We start from the raw sequence: 17,684 nt of genomic DNA on the forward strand, positions 1-17,684 counted from the left end.
AACTGTTGGGCAAGGTCGTCAACGGAAAACCATTCGCCATGAAGAAACCCAACGCCCTGCTGGTATGTTCGCTCAGCGTAATTGCCGTGATCGGGATATGGGGTGTCGTGGACATTCAAAGTCTGGTGACCTGGGCAAGCGGCGTCGTCCAGCAGACCTTCCACAGCCGCGGCTGGTTCGTGATGCTCGCCGCTTCGGGTATGTTGATCGGATGCCTGTTTCTGGCGTTTTCACCCTATGGAAATATTCGCCTTGGCCGGGATGACGAGGAGCCAGAGTTTTCCACCCCCACATGGATTTCAATGCTGTTCTCCGCCGGTATGGGCGTCGGCCTGTTGTTTTGGGCGGTGGCGGAACCGCTGACCCATTTCAACTTCATCTCCGGCATGGCGCCGGATTTCATCGCGGCGCAGCAGGCGATGCTGGCGACAAATTTCCATTGGGGGCTGCATGCCTGGGCGATTTATGGCTCCACCGCGCTGACCATTGCCTATTTCAGCTTTCGGCGCGGTACGGGGATGATGGTCAGTGCGCCGATCAAAAACCTGTTTCCCGGCAAACGCTGGGCTGAACGTGTCGGGTGGCTTTCGGACTTCATGGCGATCATCGCCATTGCCATTGGTGTCGGTGGCTCCATGGCCATGGGCGTGTTTCAGGTGGCAGACGGCATCGCAGTGCTGGGCGGTCGGGAAACGGTCGGCGCCCTTTTGATTGGTGTCGTGTTTCTGGCAATGGTTGCTGCGTATATCCCGGCACTCTTGATCGATCTGGGCCAAGGCATGGCGCGCCTGTCCAATGCCGCCATGCTGATCGCAATCGGCCTTGTTGCCTACACGGTGGTCCTTGGCCCCACCGAATACCTTCTGAATACCATCGTTCAGGGGTTCGGCGACTATGTCACCAATGTCATCCCCAGGGGATTTCAGACCTTTACGTTCTTCGGCGATGACGTCACCAGATGGTTCAGCGACTGGACCCTTACCTACATGGTCTGGTGGATTGCCTGGGGCCCGTTCGTGGGCGTCTTTGTCGCGCGTATCTCTCGCGGTCGCACGATACGGGAATTCGTGATCGGCGTCCTGTTCGCCCCCACGCTGTTTTCAATCCTCTGGTTCGGTGCCTTTGGTGGCATTGGCCTGTTCGAGGCACTTAATGGTGCGGGCGAACTGCTGGCCTATACGCAGACAAACATCGAACGCGTGACCTTCGCCCTGCTCGACCGACTTCCACTTTCCGTGATCACCACGCTTGCAACGGTACTGGCCGCCTTTCTGTTCATCGTGACCAGCGTCGTAAGCGCAGCCTTTGTTCTGGGCACCTTCTCGACGGGCGGGGACGAGAACCCACCGCCGCGTGTGCGTCTGATCTGGGGAGGATTGCTGGGACTGCTGAGCGTTGCAATGATCCTTTCGGGATCCGTGGACTCGGTGAAGATCCTCATCTCGCTTGGCGCATTGCCCTTTGTCTTCATTTCGGTCCTGCTGATGGTTTGCCTGTTCCGCGGGCTCAGAGAGGAGGGCCAACGCAATGCTGATCGGTGATCTCACAGACACATTGATGAACCTTGTCACCTTCGCGTTCATCGCGGCAATGCTCTGGATATTGCTGCGCAAGTGACCGCATTCCGGCAGCGCAAAAATCAACGTTGAATCCCGGGCGCTTTGCCGGTCATCTGAGTTCATGGAAAAAGTAGCACTGATAACCGGTGGTGCCCGTGGAATTGGGCGGGCAATAGTCGAAGACCTGCGCGGTGATCACCGTGTCGCCTTCACCTGGTTGGCCAGCCACCCCGATTCAGAATTGCTGAAAGGTGACGTTCTGGCGGTTCAGTCTGACCTTACAAAAGACAACCAACCCACCCGGGTGGTCGAAAAGGTCATTGATCACTTCGGGCGACTGGACGTGATCGTAAACAATGCCGGTCTTGTTCGCTCCACTCCGAAACAACAGTTTCAGGCCGCGGACCATCGCGCCATTCTTGACCTCAACGTGCTGGCCCCCGCCGCGTTGCTTGCTGCGGCATTGCCGCATCTGAAACGCGGCGCTTCGATCGTCAGCATCTCATCGATGAACGCAACATTGCCACCGCGGGACGCCGCGACCTACGGGGCAAGCAAAGCCGCGCTGAACCTCTGGACGCGCGCCATGGCAAAAGAGCTTGGCCCGGACGGAATCCGCGTCAACGCGGTTGCACCGGGTGCCATCAACATCCCCGAAGCCCCCCGCCCTGACGATCTGACATCGCTATTCGTCAGGGAAACGGCGCTGGGCCGGATCGGAACTCCGGAAGACATCGCCAGGGTCGTTCGGTTTCTGACCTCGGACGCGGCGGGATTCGTAACCGGAGAGGTCCTGGGCGTGACCGGAGGCTATCGCTTGTAAGGCGGCTCAAACCTCGTTTTCCAAATTGCTCAACCGCCCGCAGCCTTTTCCAACGCCGGACGCAGAGTGTTTTCAATCACCCGCTGCGTAATCGGGCCGGCAAAGCGCAAAATGATCGTGCCGTCGCCATCAACCACATAGGTTTCGGGAACGCCGTAAAGGCCCCAATCCAATGCCATGCGACCTTTCTCATCACGTCCAATCGCGGCGTAGGGATCGCCAAGCTCGGTCAAAAACGCTTGGGCGTTGTCCAACTGGTCTTTGTAGTTGACGCCATAGACCGGGATGCCTTCGGCGGCCAGAGCCTCCAGATTGGGATGCTCGGCACGGCATGGCGCGCACCAGCTGGCCCAGTAGTTTACCAGCTTGACCTCTCCATCCCGCAGCGTGGCATCATCAAACAGCTTCTTTTCCGGGAACTCGCTCAGAACCACGGGCGGAGCCGGTTGGCCTTCGCGGGCAGAGGGCAACGCATTGGGGTCTTCACGGAACATACCGATCCCGGCCAACACGGCGAAAGCGCCAAAAATCAAAGGCGGCGCGATCATCAGGGGCGATATCTTAGCCATTTCGCGAAATCCTTTGTTCGATCTTTTCCATTTCAGTGCGTACCTTGCGCCCTCGCATCACGCTGAACACGATCAATGCCACCAGCAGTATGATGGACACGGCATAAGACGACAAAACCGCGTCAGCATATTTTCCAAGATCGGGGATCATCCGCCCACCCTTTCCCGCGCCTGCAACGCCTTGATGCGCCGCGCGCGGATTTCAGTTCCGGTACGGTACAGCACCAAAGCGATGAACAGCAGTACAAATCCGATGATGCACAGCAACAACGGATAGAAGTAGATATTGCTGACTTTCTCTTCCGTATCGGCCCCGGTCACGGCTGCCGCGCGCATGACCGATGCGCCCTGATGCAAGCCCTGGTTCCAGAAGTTGACCGCATATCGGCTGAGCAGCGCGAACACGGATCCGACCAGACACAGAACCGAGGTCAGGTCCGCCGCAGTGTCCGGATCCTCGATGGCTTCCCACAATGCGACATAGCCAAGATAGAACAGGAACAGGATCAGAAACGACGTCAGACGCGGATCCCACGCCCACCAGGTGCCCCACATGGGCTGTCCCCAGATCGCCCCGGTCAGCAACGCAATCAAGGTCATCACGATCCCGATCGGCGCAGCCGCCCGTGCCGCCAGCGCGCTGACATGATGACGTCGAACCAGCCAGACCAGAGAAGTTGCCAGCATCATCAGCCAGCAATTGATCGCCATCAGTGCCGCCGGGACGTGCAGATAGATGATCTTGACCGTCGACCCTTGTTTATAGTCGTCCGGCGTGAAGAAGAACCCCCAGACCAGCCCGACGACGATGCAGACGATCGAGACGATCCAGAAAAACGGCAGGACACGTTCACTGGTCGCAAGAAACTTGCGCGGATTGGCGTATTCCCAGAGGGCATTGGCTTTGGCTGCTATCGACATGGGCCCTATCTAGTCCGAGTTGGGGGTATTCTCAATTGACATCAGTCAAAGTTGGGGCGGTTCACCGCAGATTGATACGTAACACAGCCGCGCTGGCAAAGGGCAACAACGCGATGGTGGCCGCCGTGATCCCCGCCAGCATCAACAAAGACGTCTGCACGTCCATCCCCGTTGCCCCACGCCGGGCGACCTCGGCCCCGAAAATCAGGGTGGGGACGTAAAGCGGCAGCACCAAGAGCGACAACAGCAATCCGCCGCGCTTGAGACCGACGGTCAGGGCAGCACCGAATGTTCCGATCACGCTCATGGCCGGGGTGCCGATCAGCAGCGAGATGACAAGCCAGAAGAACCCCTGCGCAGGCAGGTTCAGCAGGACCCCCAGAAAAGGTGCGGCCAGAACCAAAGGCAGGCCTGTGGTCAGCCAGTGGGCCAGCGCCTTAATGGTCACGACTGATTCCAGCGGCAGCGGCGCCGTGGCCAGCAGGTCCAGCGATCCGTCCTCCCAGTCCAGCGCCAGAAGACGGTCAAGAGACAGCAGGCAGGCCAGCAACGCCCCCAGCCAGAGCACACCCGGCGCGATGGTGGTCAGCAGTGACGATTGTGGCCCCACTGCAAACGGCACCATCACAGTCACGATCAGGAAAAAGGCCAATCCCAAACCAAACCCGCCACCCGCTCGGAAGGCCAGTTTCAGGTCGCGCAGCAGAAGGGCGATCACAGGAAACCTCCGTCGAAATCGTCAATGGGTTTGGGTTTGGCCTTGTTCGGGCCGACGTCCAGAACCTCGCCATCCAGACCAAGGTCGATATGGGTCGCGATCAGGGCTGACCCACCCTGCCCCAGATGCGCGCGGACTGCATCGGCGAACATTTGCACCGCATTTCTGTCCAGCGAAACGGTCGGCTCGTCCAGCATCCAGATCGGCCGCCCGGTGACCAGCATGCGTGCCAGCCCCAGCCGCCGTTTCTGACCGGCTGACAGGTACCCCGCATGGCGATCCGACAGCTCGTTCAACTGGAACGCGTCCAGCGCCGTCTGGATGCCGTTGGTGCCAAAGACAGAAGCCCAGAACGTCAGGTTCTCGGATACAGTCAGCGTCGGTTTCAGCCCGTCCGAATGGGACGCATATGCAATCTGGTCTTCCGCGCCCTGGATCTGACCCTTCAGCGGCGGCTGCAACCCGGCCAATGTGCGCAGAAGGGTCGTTTTGCCGATCCCGTTCGGCCCACGCAGAATCAGCGCTTTGCCCGGAGGCAGCTGAAAGCTGAGATGCTCCAGGACGGGAATGCCACCACGGGTGATCGACAGGTCGGTTACAATCAGAGTCATGAGACCCGCTTATCGGAATGTCATCAAAGGCAAAAGGTGGGATTTGCCGCAGTTCGGCTGTGGGAGCTTTGAGCAGAGAGGTCCGAGTGAGGGGTCAGCCCCTCACACACCCCGGGATATTTTCGGCCAGATGAAGGGATCCCGTCAGACCGGGATCAGAGCAAGCGCTATTCGGCGACCTTCTGAGAGCAAGACATTGTAGGTGCGGCACGCAGCCGGAGAATTCATGATTTCGACGCCGACACCGGCACTCTCCAACCGGGTGCGCAAAGACTGGGGAATGTGGGCCATGTCTTTGCCAGTGCCGACAAGCAGAACGTCAATTTCATCAGCCAGTTCCAGAAGTGGTTGCGCATCTTCATAACCGCCCCAGATGGCAGGTCCTGCGGGGCCGGTCAGAACTGCGCCTTCGAACACATCACCGCCAATGCGGAAAAAACCGGGGCCGTAGCCATCAACCGGCTTGGCATCCGAAAACGTAACTTGGTTGAGGCGCATTCCTTCCCTCCTTCAATCCAGGATCGGCAAACCGGACACGACTGCTATCAGAATGACCGAATAAGCCGCAGTGCGATAGATCCGTTCGAGCTTTGGATCGAACAGAGCCTTGCCGATCAGTGTCGTGGTCAGATAGGGCAAGCCCAGCAGCAGGACAATCCAAAGGATCGACAGATCCGCAGCGCCTCCGATCAGGATGCTGAAGACGATGGCCACGTCCAGCAAAGCCAGAAAGATGATCGTGTTGGCACGAATCTTGCGCACATCTGAAGAGCTGGCCAGATAGAATACGATAACGACCGGGCCGGTCAGTCCGGTCATGCCACCGATCACGCCTGCGCTGCCTCCGATGGCCATCCGTCCGGGCACACCCAGCCGTCCCTGCCAGCGCCAGCCAGTGACGATCGCCAACAGGGTCACGCCGGTGATACCGCAGGCAATCCAGCGCAGAACGACCGTGTCGGCCTGTGCCATGACCCAAAGGCCAAGCGGCACGGTCAATGCCGCTGCAACGCCCAAAGTGCTGATTTCGGTCTTGTCGCATTCACGCCATGCCTGCGGCGCCAGCGCAAAGGTCGATACGATCCCGGTGGCTGCCATCAGAAAGACGACATCGGCAATCGGCAGAAATTGAGTGGCCACCGGAACAAAGATCATCGCGGTGCCAAAACCAGTGAAGCCGCGGACAAGTCCCGCGGCTCCGATGGTAAGAACCAACCAACCCAGCCCCGGCAGGGACAAGGCCTGTTGCAACGCCTCAGGCATCAATATTGGCAAACTGGTTGCCCGCCGTATTCGACGGCTTTGACCAGTCGCGCTTGACCCCCAGCCACAACAGGATGGTCGAGGCGACGAAGACCGATGAATAAGTCCCCACGATCACGCCCCAGATCATCGCGAATACGAAGCCGCGGATCACATCGCCGCCCAGAACATAAAGTGAGATCAACGCCAGCAACGTCGTGACCGAGGTCATCACCGTCCGGCTGAGCGTCTCGTTGATCGAAATGTTCAGCACCTCTTTGAGGTCTTTCTTTTTGTACTTCCGCAGATTCTCTCGCACCCGGTCGAAAACGACCACGGTATCGTTCAGCGAATAACCGACGATGGTCAGAAGGGCCGCGATAATGGCCAGATCAAACCGGATTTGCAGTTCCGAGAAGATGCCGATGGTCAGGATCACATCGTGAACCAGTGCCGCCACGGCCCCCAGCGCAAACTGCCATTCGAACCGTAGCCAGATATAGACAAGCACCGCGCCAATCGCCAAAGCCACCGCGATGACGGCGGTCTGGATCAACTCGCCCGAGACCTTGGGGCCGACGGATTCTACGGAGACGAACTGAATATCAGGTATTACCTGCTGCAACGCGTCCTCGACGGCGGTGATGGTCGCTGCTTCGACAGCCTCGGCATCTTCCTGCGCCTGGATGCGGATCATCGCAACGTTTTCGTCATCCGCAAAGGTTGGATCGAAAATCTCGGTGATGGTCACATCGCCCAGTTCCAGCGGGGCGATGGCATCTCGGTATGTGCCCACATCGATCTCAACCGCGCTTTGCGTCCGGATCGTCGTGCCACCCCGGAAATCAATACCGAAATTCAGCCCTTGCAGCATGAACGAGGTGAAGGCAATCACCATCATCAGGCCGGAAATGCCCAACCAAACCTTCCAGCGGTTGAAGAAATCGAACGAGGTGTTCTGGGGTACGAGTTTCAGTCTCATGTCAAACCTCGATCGTTTTCGGACGGCGGCGTTCGAACCACATCACGACCATCAGGCGCGTCACGAAGATCGCGGTGAAGACCGAAGTCAGAATGCCGAGGCCCAGAGTGATTGCAAAGCCGCGCACCGGGCCACTGCCCATGGCAAACAGGATCACGGCGGTGATGAATGTGGTCACGTTCGCATCCAGAATGGCAGACAGCGCCTTTTCATAGCCCAGTTCGATTGCGCGCGCCGGACCTTTGGCGGATTTCAATTCCTCGCGGATACGTTCAAAAATCAGCACGTTGGCGTCCACCGCCATACCGACTGTCAATACGATCCCCGCGATACCCGGCAGGGTCAAGGTTGCTCCGATCATGGACAGCAGACCGAACAACAGGCCCACATTGATGATCAGCGCGATGTTGGCGAAGATCCCGAACAGACCATAGCTGAGCGCCATGAAAACCAGTACTGCCACAAAGGCCACGATTGTGGCGACTTTGCCCGCGTCGATACTGTCCTGCCCCAACTCGGGTCCGATGGTACGTTCTTCGAGGAATTCCAGGCCGGCAGGCAGTGCGCCCGCTCGCAGCAGGACGGCCAGATTGGTGCTTTCCTCAACCGTAAAGTTGCCGGTGATGATGCCTGAACCGCCCGGAATATGACTTTGGATCACGGGGGCCGAAATTACCTCGTCGTCCAGAACGATGGCAAAGGGGGCTCCGATATTGTCGCGGGTATAATCCCCGAATTTGCGCGCACCAGACGTGTTGAACCGGAAATTGACCGCAGGGCGACCGTTTTGGTCGAATGCGGGCTGCGCATCGACCAGTTCCTCTCCGGTAACGACCGGAGCGGATTCAATGGTGTAGTAAACACCGCTTTCGTCAATCGACGGCACAATTTCTTCGCCGATGCCTGCAACGGCATCCGGATTGGTGCCGCGTCCGGCGACCGGGTTAAAGGTCAGTTGCGCCGTCGTGCCGATGATCTCTTTCAACTCACCCGCGCTGCCGATGCCAGGCACCTGAATCAGGATACGATCGGCACCCTGACGCTGAATGGTCGGCTCTCGGGTGCCCACTTCGTCGATCCGGCGACGGATGATTTCCAACGATTGACGCACTGTGCGGTCGTCTGAGGCCAGTTTTTCTGCCTCGGACAACTGAACGACAATCGTGTCGCCTTCGGCACGTGCCTCGATATCCGTTGCCCCGACACCGGTCAGGGTCTGCACTTGACGGGCAAGACCGCGCACGACCTCCAGTGCCCGCGCCATGCCCTCAGGCTGGCTGATGCGCACGCGAATCTCATCTGGGGCCGATTCCTGACGGCGGACCGTCCCGACGGTCGAGCGCTCATCGCGCAGGGCGTCACGGATATCTGGCCACATCGCCTCCATCCGGGATTCGTAGACGTCCTGCACCTGAACTTCGGCCAACAGATGTGCACCGCCGCGCAGGTCAAGGCCCAGATTGACCAGCGACGAGGGCAGCCAGTTCGGCCATTGCCCCGCCTCGACCTGCAACTCGGGCGTATCCACGCCCAGCTCGATCGCGGCTTTGGCGTCGTTTGATTGCTCGACCCGTGTGTAAAACGCATTTGGCAGGGCCATGATCAGGCCAGTCACGCAGACCAGCCAGATCAGAACCCGCTTCCAGGTATCAATGTGCAGCATTACCCTGCCTTTTCAAGGATTTGTAAGGTGGTGTTATTTCGCGGGTTCGGTTTTGTTCAGAACCTGGGCGATGGTCGATTTGACCACACGCACTTTGACACCTTCGGCGATCTCGACTTCGATCTCGTTATCGCCTTCCTTGACCTTCGACACTTTGCCGATCAGCCCGCCCTGGGTGACAACCTGATCCCCCCGACGCACGGCATCGACCATGGCCTGATGTTCCTTCATTTTCTTCTGCTGCGGACGGATCAGCAGGAAATACATGATCGCAAAGATCAGGATCAGCGGGAGAAACTGGGCGATTGCGCCACCTTCCATGGGATATTCCTTTGTTCAGATCTTGCGGCACCGTTCCGCAAATTTTGCCGGAACCTATGCTTTGAAATGCGTGTTTGCAAGCAAAGGTGGTCATGTGATCGGCCGCAACCTGAGAAAGGTGCCACACGAACCGGTAAATCGTTGCAGATATGTCCTATGCAGGTATTTCAAATTGGCTATAGTCGAACATCAGGGGGGGCAATGAGAGCTAGATACAAACCATTCCAATCGTTGACGCTTTTGCTGTCCTTGCTGAGCTTGATCCTGTGTCTGGCCGCGCCGGTGAAGGCCCAGGAATTGCCTGCCGAAGCCACCGAACCCGAGGCGGAAGAAACCGAAAGTTTCAAGGCGCCCGTCATCGTGGACGGCGACATGTTGTTCTTCCTGCGCGGCTCCAGCGCTCTGCCCGCGCCGGAACGTGCCGAAAGCGTGCAGAACAAGATTATTGAGGTGGCCGAAGCCTCTGAAAGCCCCACGGTCGACATCACCTTTGAAGAAACCGACCTAGGCATACGCATTCGCGCCGACGGTGAAATCGTATCGATCGTGACGCTTGCAGACGCCGAACTGGACCAGATGGAGCTGGACGTCCTCGGCTTACTGCATGGTCAGGCCATCGAAGAGGCCATCCTTGCCTACCGCTCCAACCGTACAGATCAAGCCCGGGTATCCGGAGCGATTGAGGCCGCTGGATGGACCTTAGGCTTTGTCGTCTTCGTGCTGGTTATCCTTTGGCTTCACCGGCGGATCAGGCGGCGCACTCTGAAACTGGTAAAGCGTTATTTGAAGGATGTCGAAACGGCGACGGCCAAAAGCGTTCAGGCCGAAGCAATCGCCGCCCTGATCCGATACGGGCTGAATTTTGCCCTGTTGGTCATCTTCTTTCTCGGCTTCTACTACTACCTGTCCTTCGTTCTACTGGCCTTTGCGGAAACACGCTATTTCGCGCAACTGCTGCTGACCTATCTGACAGAACCGGTACTGCTGATATTCAAGGGAATACTCAGCTATATCCCAAACCTGATTATGCTCAGCCTGATCGCATGGGTCACGTTGTACATAATCAAGGGCATGCGCGTGTTCTTCGACGCGGTCGAAGCCGGTTCGTTCGAAATGGGCGATTTTGAAAAACACTGGGTCAATCCGACGTTCAACATCGCTCGGGTTATCGTGATTCTGATCGCGCTCGTCTTTGCCGTTCCCTACATTCCCGGTTCGGATTCGGCCGCCTTCCAGGGTCTGACCATTCTGGTCGGCGCCATGCTGTCGCTGGGTGCCAACTCGGTCGTGTCCAACATGCTGGCGGGGCTTTTCGTGATCTATCGCCGCTCCACGTCAATTGGCGACCGCATTCAGATCGGGGACCATATCGGCGACGTGGTTCAGATCAAACTGATGGAGACGCATCTGAAATCCATCAAGAACGAGCTGATTTCGATCCCGAACGCTCAATTGATGAATTCGGACGTTGTGAATTTCTCGAAGAAAACCGATGGCAGTGGGTTGCTGCTGCACACGATGGTTGGCATCGGATATGAAGAACCGCCCGAAAAGGTCGAAGCAATGCTGATCGAGGCGGCCAACCGCACCAAGGGCATCAAGGCCAAACCTGAACCTTTCGTACTGTGGACGGCGCTGGCCGACTACGCCATCAATTATCAGATCAACGGTTACACCACCCGCGGCAGCATCATTCCCAAAATCCGCTCGGACCTGCATCGCAATATTGTCGCCGTTTTCAACGAGAACAAAGTGCAGATCATGACGCCATCTTACATGGCTGATCCGCCAGAACCAAAAATCCCGGCGGATGAATGGGATGGTCATCTGGCACATGAAACGCACGAGGAAGCGGATAAGTCGTAACCGGCGCTACACCCTGCCCCACAGATGGTGCATAAGCGGTTTCAGTGATTCACGCATTCAAGGATCTGAGACATGCACGACATCCGCGCCATTCGCGAAAACCCTGCCGCTTTCGACGCCGCTTTAGCGCGCCGTGGGGACGCGCCGGTGTCGTCAGATGTGCTCAGGCTGGACGAAAGCCGCCGCGCCAAGATTCTGGCGGCCGAAACAGCGCAAGCCGAACAGAACAAGGCGTCCAAGGAAGTCGGGGCTGCCAAAGCTCGAGGCGACGAAGCCGAATTCGAACGCCTGCGCGCGCTGGTCGCCGAGAAAAAGGCCGAAATCGCGCGGATGCAGACCGAGGCCAAGGATCTGGATGCCCTGCTGACGGATCAGTTGATCCGGATCGCAAATCTGCCCGCCGAGGATGTGCCGGATGGCGTGGATGAAAACGACAATGTCGAGATCAGCCGCTGGGGCACACCGCTTGAGCTGGGTTTTGCGCCCAAGGAACACTTCGAGATCGAAGCCGTTCAGCAAGGCATGGATTTCGAAACCGCAGCCAAACTCTCGGGTTCGCGATTTGTGCTGCTGTCCGGTGGCGTCGCCCGTATTCATCGCGCTTTGGCGCAGTTCATGCTGGATACGCATATCACCGAAAACGGGCTGACCGAGGTGAATGGCCCGGTTCTGGTTCTGTCCGAGATGATGCAGGGCACCGGCCAATTGCCGAAATTTGGCGAAGACAGCTATCAGACCCGCGAAGGCTGGTGGCTTATCCCGACCTCCGAAGTGTCGCTGACCAATATCGTAAACGACAGCTTGATCGAGGAAAGCTATCTGCCCCGACGCTACACCGCGCATTCCCTGTGCTTCCGGTCCGAGGCCGGATCCGCGGGCAAAGACACCCGCGGGATGTTGCGGCAGCACCAGTTCGAAAAGGTCGAGATGGTTTCGATCACGCATCCGGACAAATCGGATGAAGAACAAAAGCGCATGCTGCGCTGCGCCGAGGGCATTCTGGAAAAGCTGGGCATTCCTTACCGCACTGTCATCCTGTGTACCGGTGACATGGGCTTTGGCGCCCGCCGCACCTATGATATCGAGGCCTGGTTACCCGGTCAGGACACCTATCGCGAGATCAGCTCGGTTTCGACATGCGGTGATTTCCAGGCCCGCCGCATGAACGCTAGGTTCCGCCCCGAAGGTGGCGGCAAGCCGGAATACGTCCATACGCTGAACGGTTCAGGTTTGGCTGTTGGGCGTTGCCTGATTGCCGTGCTGGAAAATGGCCAGAACGCGGACGGCACCGTGACCCTGCCCGAAGTCCTAAGCCCCTATCTGGGCGGCAAACTGACCCTGCAACTGGACGGCACACTAGCCTGAAAAACGAAACCGGCACCATGAGGCGCCGGTTCACAATGCAAGACGGGGCGAAGGAATTTATTTCTTCGCCTTTTTCTTGTCCTTCTTGCTATCTTTCTTCTTGTCACTTTTTTTCTTGCCTTTCTCGGCGTCTTTTTTGCCCTTCTTGGCGTCTTTTTTCTTTTCGTCCTTTTTCGATTTTTTGTCCTTCTTGGACTTTGCTTTCACCTTATCCTTGGCTTTGGAAAACGCGGCTTCCATTTCTTTGCGTTTCTTGGCGGCTTTTTCAGCTTTCGCCTTGGCCTTGGCCTTTTTCTTGGCTGCGGCTTCGGCTTTTTCGGCCGCCGCTTGTTCTTCTGCCGCTTTGCGTGCAGCTTCTTCCGCCCGTTTTTCTGCCGCTACAGCGGCCACGGTCTTGCGCGGGGCGGCTTTTCGTGTCGCCGGCTTTCGGGCGGCTGGTTTTGCGGTTGCTGGTTTCCGTGCCGCTGGCTTTCGTGCCGGCGCCTTGCGCGCGCCAGACTTACCGGCGGCAAGCGTTGCGGCTATTGCCGCTTTTGCGGCTTCGATCAATAGGGCGGCGCGGCTCTCACCGACCCGAGGAACCTTGACCAGATCTGCGGGTGACGCCTTCGCTATCGCTTCTGCGGTCTTAAAGCCATTGGCTGCAAGGGCTTTTTTCAGCGCCTCTCCCACACCTTTTACGTCGGTCACTACAGTCATCCAAAGGTCCTTTCTCCATCGCCCTGCCTCATCGCATATACACTGGATATGCATATCCGCAAGTTCAGCACTTGCCTTCTCGGAACCAATGGATCAGCTATGCGCCAACCCAGCGGTTCGGTCATTTTTCGGGAATGGCACGAGGCGTTTCGCATCCTCATCCCAAAGCTTGAGGTTCAATGCCGCTACAGCCTCGGGGAACTTGATCCGACGAGGCGTGAATTCAGGCGGCAGATTATAGTGGCAGGCCCGCAACCGATACGATGGGATACGCGCGTTGTAATGGTGGATGTCATGTAACGTGATACAGGCGACGGCGGTATCGAACCACCATCCGAAATCCAGTGCGGAAGATCCATGCAACGCTGCGGTCTGCGGGTTCAGGTCAGGACGGCGATCCCAATAGGTATCTTCAAAATTGTGTTGCAGATACACGAGAAACACACCCAGCATTCCGCCCAGAAACGAAAACACCAGCCAGACCAGAATACCGGTCATGCCCGCCACCAGGTACAACAGGCCCAAAAATACGATGATCGATGCATTGTGCAGCAAGACGCCTGCGACACCGAAACGAACAGTGTTCTTGGGCCAGCGATAGCGAATGAAATATGTGAACAGCGCACCGACCGGCACTAGGATGAAAGGGTTTCGATACAACTTGTAAAACAAACGGGTTTTCCAGTCCGCGTCCTGCCATTCCCGCAATGTCATCGTGTGAATTTCACCGGTCTCACGATGCTCGAGGTTTCCGATCCCCGCGTGGTGCAGATTATGGTTCTGTTTCATCACTTCGAACGGTGCAAAGGTGAATGGTGAAAGACCATGCCCTGCCCATTCGTTCTGCATTCGCGTTTCAAACAGCGAATGGTGCCCGCAATCATGTTGTAGCACATAAAGGCGTACCGCCGAGAAGGCGAAGACGATCCCGGCCGGGATCATGATGTACCAGCGGTCCACGAACACGATCGCCAGACACAGCGATGCGAAATACACCGCGAACGTGCCAAAATAGCTCAGTGCAGCCAATCTGTTGTCCTGAACTGCGTAGTGTCTTGTGTATTCCCTCAGATCCATCCAGTCCGCTCCCCACGATGGCCCTGTTTTAATCTGTTAAAAATCCAGGCGCGGCTTGACCGCGTGCAGGCAATGCATGTGCTGACAGATGCACACACGTGAATGCTAGCGCGCAGAACAGGGGCTGTCACGCCCTCAGAGCGAAAACGCTGAAAATTGGCGCAGTTACGCGCTTGCGTGACGATCACCAGCGCCGAATAACGCGCCCTGGCAAGTGGGAAGCGCCCGGGAAAACAGCCCCGCAATGTCGCGGAACGCTTCAGCAGTATTCGAAAACCTCCCTTTGAGTTGACGCTTGGGAAACTTCCAGTCAGAGTAAGAAGCAGTGTTTTAAGGCATGTTGATTGACTTATTCGAGAAATATATTGCCATTGGCGCCATTGTTCTGCGCCTCGCTTGCTGGGTGCTCTTATAACGGTTTCGGCACCTCATCTTCAGCCGCCATCGTGACTGGCAATGCAATTGTGCACTAGCTGCGCGGTCGCGGGCTGCATGTTGCTACGATGCGCGGTACGGCAATCTTCAGCTTGGGCATCTATCACGAGGTTCTGGTGTTTGCCGGAAATTGCGAAGATGGCCCGGCAAGGCTGACAGACCGTCAGGCACTGATCAAAAACCAAACTCTTGCAGCATCCGTGACAGACACGACAGGGCTGGAGATCGCCCTTGGCCGCAGATGGAGCGGCCTGACCCTTGGCCGCCATCAGGCCGCTGTTCTGGTGGATGTGCCACAGGGCGCCGAAATCTCCCGCAGCCTGCATCTGGATCTGACTGACCTGTCGGCAACCAGCGTTGATCAACAGGATGACACTCTGTGCACGAAGGAGACGGGGACGTGAAAAAATTATTTATTTTGTTTGGGTTAAGCAGTGTTTGGGGATGTGGCGATACGCTTTATGTCGCGCATGATACAGTTGTCGGTATCAATGCCGCCGTCAGCGCCAATCGGCAGCAAGGCCAGGTTGTGATCGGTTATGACAGAGATTTCGCTGCCGTGGTTCCCGTGATTGAACCAGGCAAGGTCGGTCCCGACGGCACATCGCGCACAGATCGCGAGGCTATGGCCGTATTCGGCTGCACACGGATGGAAACCAAGAGCATTTTCTTGACCCGATACTCAGACGTCATTTCCACCGGAGACGCCGCAAACAAACTTGCAAAGACGCTTGGAACAAAAAACCGAACCGATGGTGCCGCGAGACTGGTCACCTGCGGTGAAGACAAAGAGGGAAAAGACAAGGACACCGGCAATGAACAGGGCAATGACAACCAATCGACCGGAGGAAATGGCAATGGCTGACAACCCAAGACTTTCTTGGATCATCCTCCTGGCAATCGGGGGCTTTGGCCTTGTCGGCTGCACCTCGATTCAGGATCGCAGTTTGGTCTATGGGGAACGCAGCGGCGTGAACATCGCCTTGCGCTCTGATCCCGCCAAGGCGCTGCCCGTCGAGGTCAATGCAGGTGTACAGCGCCGCGTGACAACGCTGGTTCCGCCCATATCGCGCGATCAAAACAAACGACCCAATGATGAGGCGGTCAGTTTGGTTTCGACATTTGACCTGACCTATGACAATGCCGACGCTTCCAAAGGTCTTTTCGGAGGTCGGACGCGAATTGCATCGATCTTTACGACAGGTTCAGCCGCGACCGAACTGGCGACGGCCATTGAACAGGGCAATGGGACGTCAGAGGGTATCGCCAATGCCGCAGAAGCGAACCGCGCATTCGTACTTGGGCACGATTGAGTCAGTCCGCCTGTGTCATCAAAGCCCTGATTCTGGTGCGTAGTTTACCCGCGCCCCTTCAGATGCTTGGCCAATGCGCCCGCGTTTTTCTTGCGCCGACCCTTGTAGGGGTTCTTGTCCCCCTGCCCGCGCAGCGTCAGGCGGATCGGTGTTCCGGGCATGTCGAAATCCTGCCGTAAACCGTTCACCAAGTAACGGGTATAGCTTTCAGGCATTTTGTCGGGATGCGAACACATCACCACAAACCCCGGAGGTCGGGTCTTGGCCTGCGTCATGTAGCGCAGTTTGATCCGGCGTCCCTGTGGGGCTGGCGGCGGGTGTTGTTCAAGCATGGCCGTCAGCCAGCGGTTCAGAGCGGCAGTCGGCACCCGGCGGTTCCAGACGTCATGGGCGCGCAGGATCGCGTCGCGCAAACGCTCCAGTCCCCGGCCCGTCTTGGCGGAAACCGTGATCAGCGGCGCGCCGCGAAGTTGCGGCAGCAGCCGGTCAAACGACTCTTTCAACTCGCGCAGCTTTTCCTGCTTGTTGTCTTCGATGTCCCATTTGTTGACGGCGACGACAACGGCCCTGCCTTCACGCTCGGCCAAATCGGCAATCCGCAGATCTTGCTGTTCAAACGGGATCGCGGCGTCCAGCAACACAACGACGACCTCGGCAAATTTTACCGCGCGCAGGCCGTCGGACACGGAGAGCTTTTCCAGCTTTTCCTGTACTTTTGCTTTCTTGCGCATCCCTGCGGTGTCAAAGATCCGCATCGGCGTGCTTTGACCGTCCGGGTCAGCCCAGTCGATTCGCAAGCTGATTGCGTCACGCGTGATGCCAGCCTCTGGCCCGGTCAACAGACGGTCTTCGCCGATGATCTTGTTGATCAAGGTGGATTTGCCCGCATTCGGACGCCCCACCACCGCAACCTGCAAGGGCTTGGCTGCGGTGATCAGCGGCGTCTCGCCCTCACCGTCTTCGTCCAGTTCAATGTCCGTTTGCGGGGCTTCCTCGACTTGTTTTTCCTCTGCCGCGTCTGCCAGAGGCATCAGCTGCGCATAAAGGTCCGTCATCCCTTCACCATGTTCGCCCGACAAGCGGACCGGTTCACCCAGACCAAGGTTGTAAGCTTCCAGAACACCCGCATCCGCAGCATTGCCTTCGGCCTTGTTGGCCGCAAGGATCACGTGCTTGGACCGTTTGCGCAGGATCTCCGCGAACAATTCATCCGTTGGTGTCACACCCACGCGCGCGTCGATCATGAACAGGCAGACATCAGCCATGTCCACGGCACGTTCCGTCAGACGGCGCATCCGCCCCTGAAGGCTGTCATCCGTCGCGTCCTCAAGACCCGCCGTATCAATCACGGTAAAGCGCAGATCGCCCAGACGCCCTTCGCCTTCGCGCAGGTCACGCGTCACGCCGGGCTGGTCGTCGACCAGGGCCAGACGTTTGCCCACAAGGCGGTTGAACAGGGTGGATTTGCCCACATTCGGGCGCCCCACGATGGCGAGGGTCAGCGACATGATACTCAACTT

20 protein-coding genes and 1 pseudogene are annotated in these 17,684 nt (G+C 57.7%); 7 read left to right on the plus strand and 14 right to left on the minus strand.

Annotation, left to right across the window (positions count from 1 at the left end):
• Window positions 1-38 precede the first annotated feature (38 nt).
• Window positions 39-1,541 (plus strand): BCCT family transporter, encoded by a 1,503-nt coding sequence (locus ACR0I0_RS05475; protein WP_480490485.1) that lies wholly within the window; start codon window positions 39-41, stop codon window positions 1,539-1,541.
• Between the two features lie 139 nt (window positions 1,542-1,680).
• Entirely contained in the window at window positions 1,681-2,382 is a 702-nt protein-coding gene (locus tag ACR0I0_RS05480) for an SDR family NAD(P)-dependent oxidoreductase (RefSeq protein ID WP_480490486.1), read from the plus strand.
• A 29-nt stretch (window positions 2,383-2,411) separates the two neighbouring features.
• Here ACR0I0_RS05480 and ACR0I0_RS05485 read toward each other — a convergent pair whose 3' ends face one another.
• From ACR0I0_RS05485 to yajC, 10 genes are all read right to left on the minus strand, one after another.
• Window positions 2,412-2,951 carry a DsbE family thiol:disulfide interchange protein gene (locus ACR0I0_RS05485; RefSeq protein WP_171631422.1) on the minus strand — a complete coding sequence of 180 codons (540 nt, stop codon included), beginning with the start codon at window positions 2,949-2,951 and terminating at the stop codon, window positions 2,412-2,414.
• Entirely contained in the window at window positions 2,944-3,102 is a 159-nt protein-coding gene (gene ccmD / locus ACR0I0_RS05490) for a heme exporter protein CcmD (RefSeq protein ID WP_209832714.1), read from the minus strand. Before ccmD ends, ACR0I0_RS05485 begins: the two co-directional genes overlap by 8 nt.
• Window positions 3,099-3,872: a heme ABC transporter permease gene (locus tag ACR0I0_RS05495; RefSeq protein WP_480490488.1), complete on the minus strand. Its 774-nt coding sequence runs from the start codon at window positions 3,870-3,872 to the stop codon at window positions 3,099-3,101. Before ACR0I0_RS05495 ends, ccmD begins: the two co-directional genes overlap by 4 nt.
• Before the next feature lie 61 nt (window positions 3,873-3,933).
• On the minus strand, window positions 3,934-4,590 hold the full coding sequence (gene ccmB / locus ACR0I0_RS05500; RefSeq protein ID WP_171631417.1) for a heme exporter protein CcmB: 657 nt from the start codon (window positions 4,588-4,590) through the stop codon (window positions 3,934-3,936).
• Window positions 4,587-5,201, minus strand: a complete 615-nt coding sequence (gene ccmA, locus ACR0I0_RS05505; protein ID WP_171723029.1) for a heme ABC exporter ATP-binding protein CcmA — start codon at window positions 5,199-5,201, stop codon at window positions 4,587-4,589. The genes ccmB and ccmA overlap by 4 nt, the downstream gene beginning before the upstream one ends.
• A 144-nt stretch (window positions 5,202-5,345) precedes the next feature.
• Entirely contained in the window at window positions 5,346-5,699 is a 354-nt protein-coding gene (locus ACR0I0_RS05510) for an Mth938-like domain-containing protein (RefSeq protein ID WP_171631397.1), read from the minus strand.
• 12 nt (window positions 5,700-5,711) lie between these two features.
• Window positions 5,712-6,476: a sulfite exporter TauE/SafE family protein gene (locus ACR0I0_RS05515; RefSeq protein WP_371732213.1), complete on the minus strand. Its 765-nt coding sequence runs from the start codon at window positions 6,474-6,476 to the stop codon at window positions 5,712-5,714.
• A complete protein-coding gene (gene secF / locus ACR0I0_RS05520) occupies window positions 6,457-7,425 on the minus strand; it encodes a protein translocase subunit SecF (RefSeq protein WP_171115306.1) in 969 nt (322 codons plus the stop codon). The genes ACR0I0_RS05515 and secF overlap by 20 nt, the downstream gene beginning before the upstream one ends.
• A 1-nt stretch (window position 7,426) precedes the next feature.
• Window positions 7,427-9,088, minus strand: a complete 1,662-nt coding sequence (gene secD, locus ACR0I0_RS05525) for a protein translocase subunit SecD (RefSeq protein ID WP_171631395.1) — start codon at window positions 9,086-9,088, stop codon at window positions 7,427-7,429.
• Between the two features lie 33 nt (window positions 9,089-9,121).
• Window positions 9,122-9,409 carry a preprotein translocase subunit YajC gene (gene yajC, locus ACR0I0_RS05530; RefSeq protein WP_117868574.1) on the minus strand — a complete coding sequence of 96 codons (288 nt, stop codon included), beginning with the start codon at window positions 9,407-9,409 and terminating at the stop codon, window positions 9,122-9,124.
• A 201-nt stretch (window positions 9,410-9,610) separates the two neighbouring features.
• Between yajC and ACR0I0_RS05535 the strand changes: the two genes are divergently transcribed.
• Together ACR0I0_RS05535 and serS are read left to right on the plus strand one after the other, a co-directional pair.
• On the plus strand, window positions 9,611-11,275 hold the full coding sequence (locus ACR0I0_RS05535) for a mechanosensitive ion channel family protein (RefSeq protein WP_480490490.1): 1,665 nt from the start codon (window positions 9,611-9,613) through the stop codon (window positions 11,273-11,275).
• Window positions 11,276-11,347: 72 nt separating this feature from the next.
• Window positions 11,348-12,640 carry a serine--tRNA ligase gene (gene serS / locus ACR0I0_RS05540; RefSeq protein ID WP_480490492.1) on the plus strand — a complete coding sequence of 431 codons (1,293 nt, stop codon included), beginning with the start codon at window positions 11,348-11,350 and terminating at the stop codon, window positions 12,638-12,640.
• A 57-nt stretch (window positions 12,641-12,697) separates the two neighbouring features.
• Here the strand turns inward: serS and ACR0I0_RS05545 are convergent, their stop codons facing one another.
• The 3 genes and pseudogenes from ACR0I0_RS05545 to ACR0I0_RS05555 all read right to left on the minus strand — a co-directional run bounded on the left by ACR0I0_RS05545 (window position 12,698) and on the right by ACR0I0_RS05555 (window position 14,416).
• Window positions 12,698-13,030 (minus strand): hypothetical protein, encoded by a 333-nt coding sequence (locus tag ACR0I0_RS05545; RefSeq protein ID WP_254705383.1) that lies wholly within the window; start codon window positions 13,028-13,030, stop codon window positions 12,698-12,700.
• Between the two features lie 153 nt (window positions 13,031-13,183).
• Window positions 13,184-13,393 (minus strand): annotated as a pseudogene (locus tag ACR0I0_RS05550) (helix-hairpin-helix domain-containing protein); the annotation flags it as partial.
• Window positions 13,394-13,432: 39 nt separating this feature from the next.
• The gene (locus ACR0I0_RS05555; protein WP_480490494.1) at window positions 13,433-14,416 is read right to left on the minus strand and encodes a fatty acid desaturase; all 984 of its coding nucleotides are present in this window, start codon (window positions 14,414-14,416) and stop codon (window positions 13,433-13,435) included.
• A gap of 503 nt (window positions 14,417-14,919) precedes the next feature.
• On the opposite strand from ACR0I0_RS05555, the gene ACR0I0_RS05560 reads away from it, so the two are divergent.
• The 3 genes from ACR0I0_RS05560 to ACR0I0_RS05570 are packed head-to-tail and all read left to right on the plus strand — an operon-like array spanning window position 14,920 to window position 16,164.
• Complete coding sequence (locus ACR0I0_RS05560) at window positions 14,920-15,255, plus strand: hypothetical protein (protein ID WP_480487951.1); 336 nt, start codon at window positions 14,920-14,922, stop codon at window positions 15,253-15,255.
• Window positions 15,252-15,716 (plus strand): hypothetical protein, encoded by a 465-nt coding sequence (locus tag ACR0I0_RS05565; RefSeq protein WP_480490496.1) that lies wholly within the window; start codon window positions 15,252-15,254, stop codon window positions 15,714-15,716. The genes ACR0I0_RS05560 and ACR0I0_RS05565 overlap by 4 nt, the downstream gene beginning before the upstream one ends.
• Window positions 15,709-16,164: a hypothetical protein gene (locus tag ACR0I0_RS05570; RefSeq protein ID WP_171631377.1), complete on the plus strand. Its 456-nt coding sequence runs from the start codon at window positions 15,709-15,711 to the stop codon at window positions 16,162-16,164. Before ACR0I0_RS05565 ends, ACR0I0_RS05570 begins: the two co-directional genes overlap by 8 nt.
• Window positions 16,165-16,208: 44 nt before the next feature.
• Here the strand turns inward: ACR0I0_RS05570 and der are convergent, their stop codons facing one another.
• On the minus strand, window positions 16,209-17,672 hold the full coding sequence (gene der, locus ACR0I0_RS05575) for a ribosome biogenesis GTPase Der (RefSeq protein WP_480490498.1): 1,464 nt from the start codon (window positions 17,670-17,672) through the stop codon (window positions 16,209-16,211).
• Between the last annotated feature and the right edge of the window lie 12 nt (window positions 17,673-17,684).

It is taken from the genome of Ruegeria sp. AG6, from assembly GCF_056541565.1.

Coding starts and splice junctions, on each gene's coding strand:
- ACR0I0_RS05495 (WP_480490488.1), bottom strand. CDS start 3,872: ATGTCGATAGCAGCCAAAGCCAATGCCCTCTGGGAATACGCCAATCCG.
- secF (WP_171115306.1), bottom strand. CDS start 7,425: ATGAGACTGAAACTCGTACCCCAGAACACCTCGTTCGATTTCTTCAAC.
- serS (WP_480490492.1), top strand. CDS start 11,348: ATGCACGACATCCGCGCCATTCGCGAAAACCCTGCCGCTTTCGACGCC.
- secD (WP_171631395.1), bottom strand. CDS start 9,088: ATGCTGCACATTGATACCTGGAAGCGGGTTCTGATCTGGCTGGTCTGC.
- ACR0I0_RS05535 (WP_480490490.1), top strand. CDS start 9,611: ATGAGAGCTAGATACAAACCATTCCAATCGTTGACGCTTTTGCTGTCC.
- ACR0I0_RS05510 (WP_171631397.1), bottom strand. CDS start 5,699: ATGCGCCTCAACCAAGTTACGTTTTCGGATGCCAAGCCGGTTGATGGC.
- ACR0I0_RS05555 (WP_480490494.1), bottom strand. CDS start 14,416: ATGGATCTGAGGGAATACACAAGACACTACGCAGTTCAGGACAACAGA.
- ACR0I0_RS05560 (WP_480487951.1), top strand. CDS start 14,920: ATGCGCGGTACGGCAATCTTCAGCTTGGGCATCTATCACGAGGTTCTG.
- der (WP_480490498.1), bottom strand. CDS start 17,672: ATGTCGCTGACCCTCGCCATCGTGGGGCGCCCGAATGTGGGCAAATCC.
- ACR0I0_RS05480 (WP_480490486.1), top strand. CDS start 1,681: ATGGAAAAAGTAGCACTGATAACCGGTGGTGCCCGTGGAATTGGGCGG.
- ccmA (WP_171723029.1), bottom strand. CDS start 5,201: ATGACTCTGATTGTAACCGACCTGTCGATCACCCGTGGTGGCATTCCC.
- ACR0I0_RS05570 (WP_171631377.1), top strand. CDS start 15,709: ATGGCTGACAACCCAAGACTTTCTTGGATCATCCTCCTGGCAATCGGG.
- ACR0I0_RS05475 (WP_480490485.1), top strand. CDS start 39: ATGAAGAAACCCAACGCCCTGCTGGTATGTTCGCTCAGCGTAATTGCC.
- ACR0I0_RS05485 (WP_171631422.1), bottom strand. CDS start 2,951: ATGGCTAAGATATCGCCCCTGATGATCGCGCCGCCTTTGATTTTTGGC.
- ccmD (WP_209832714.1), bottom strand. CDS start 3,102: ATGATCCCCGATCTTGGAAAATATGCTGACGCGGTTTTGTCGTCTTAT.
- yajC (WP_117868574.1), bottom strand. CDS start 9,409: ATGGAAGGTGGCGCAATCGCCCAGTTTCTCCCGCTGATCCTGATCTTT.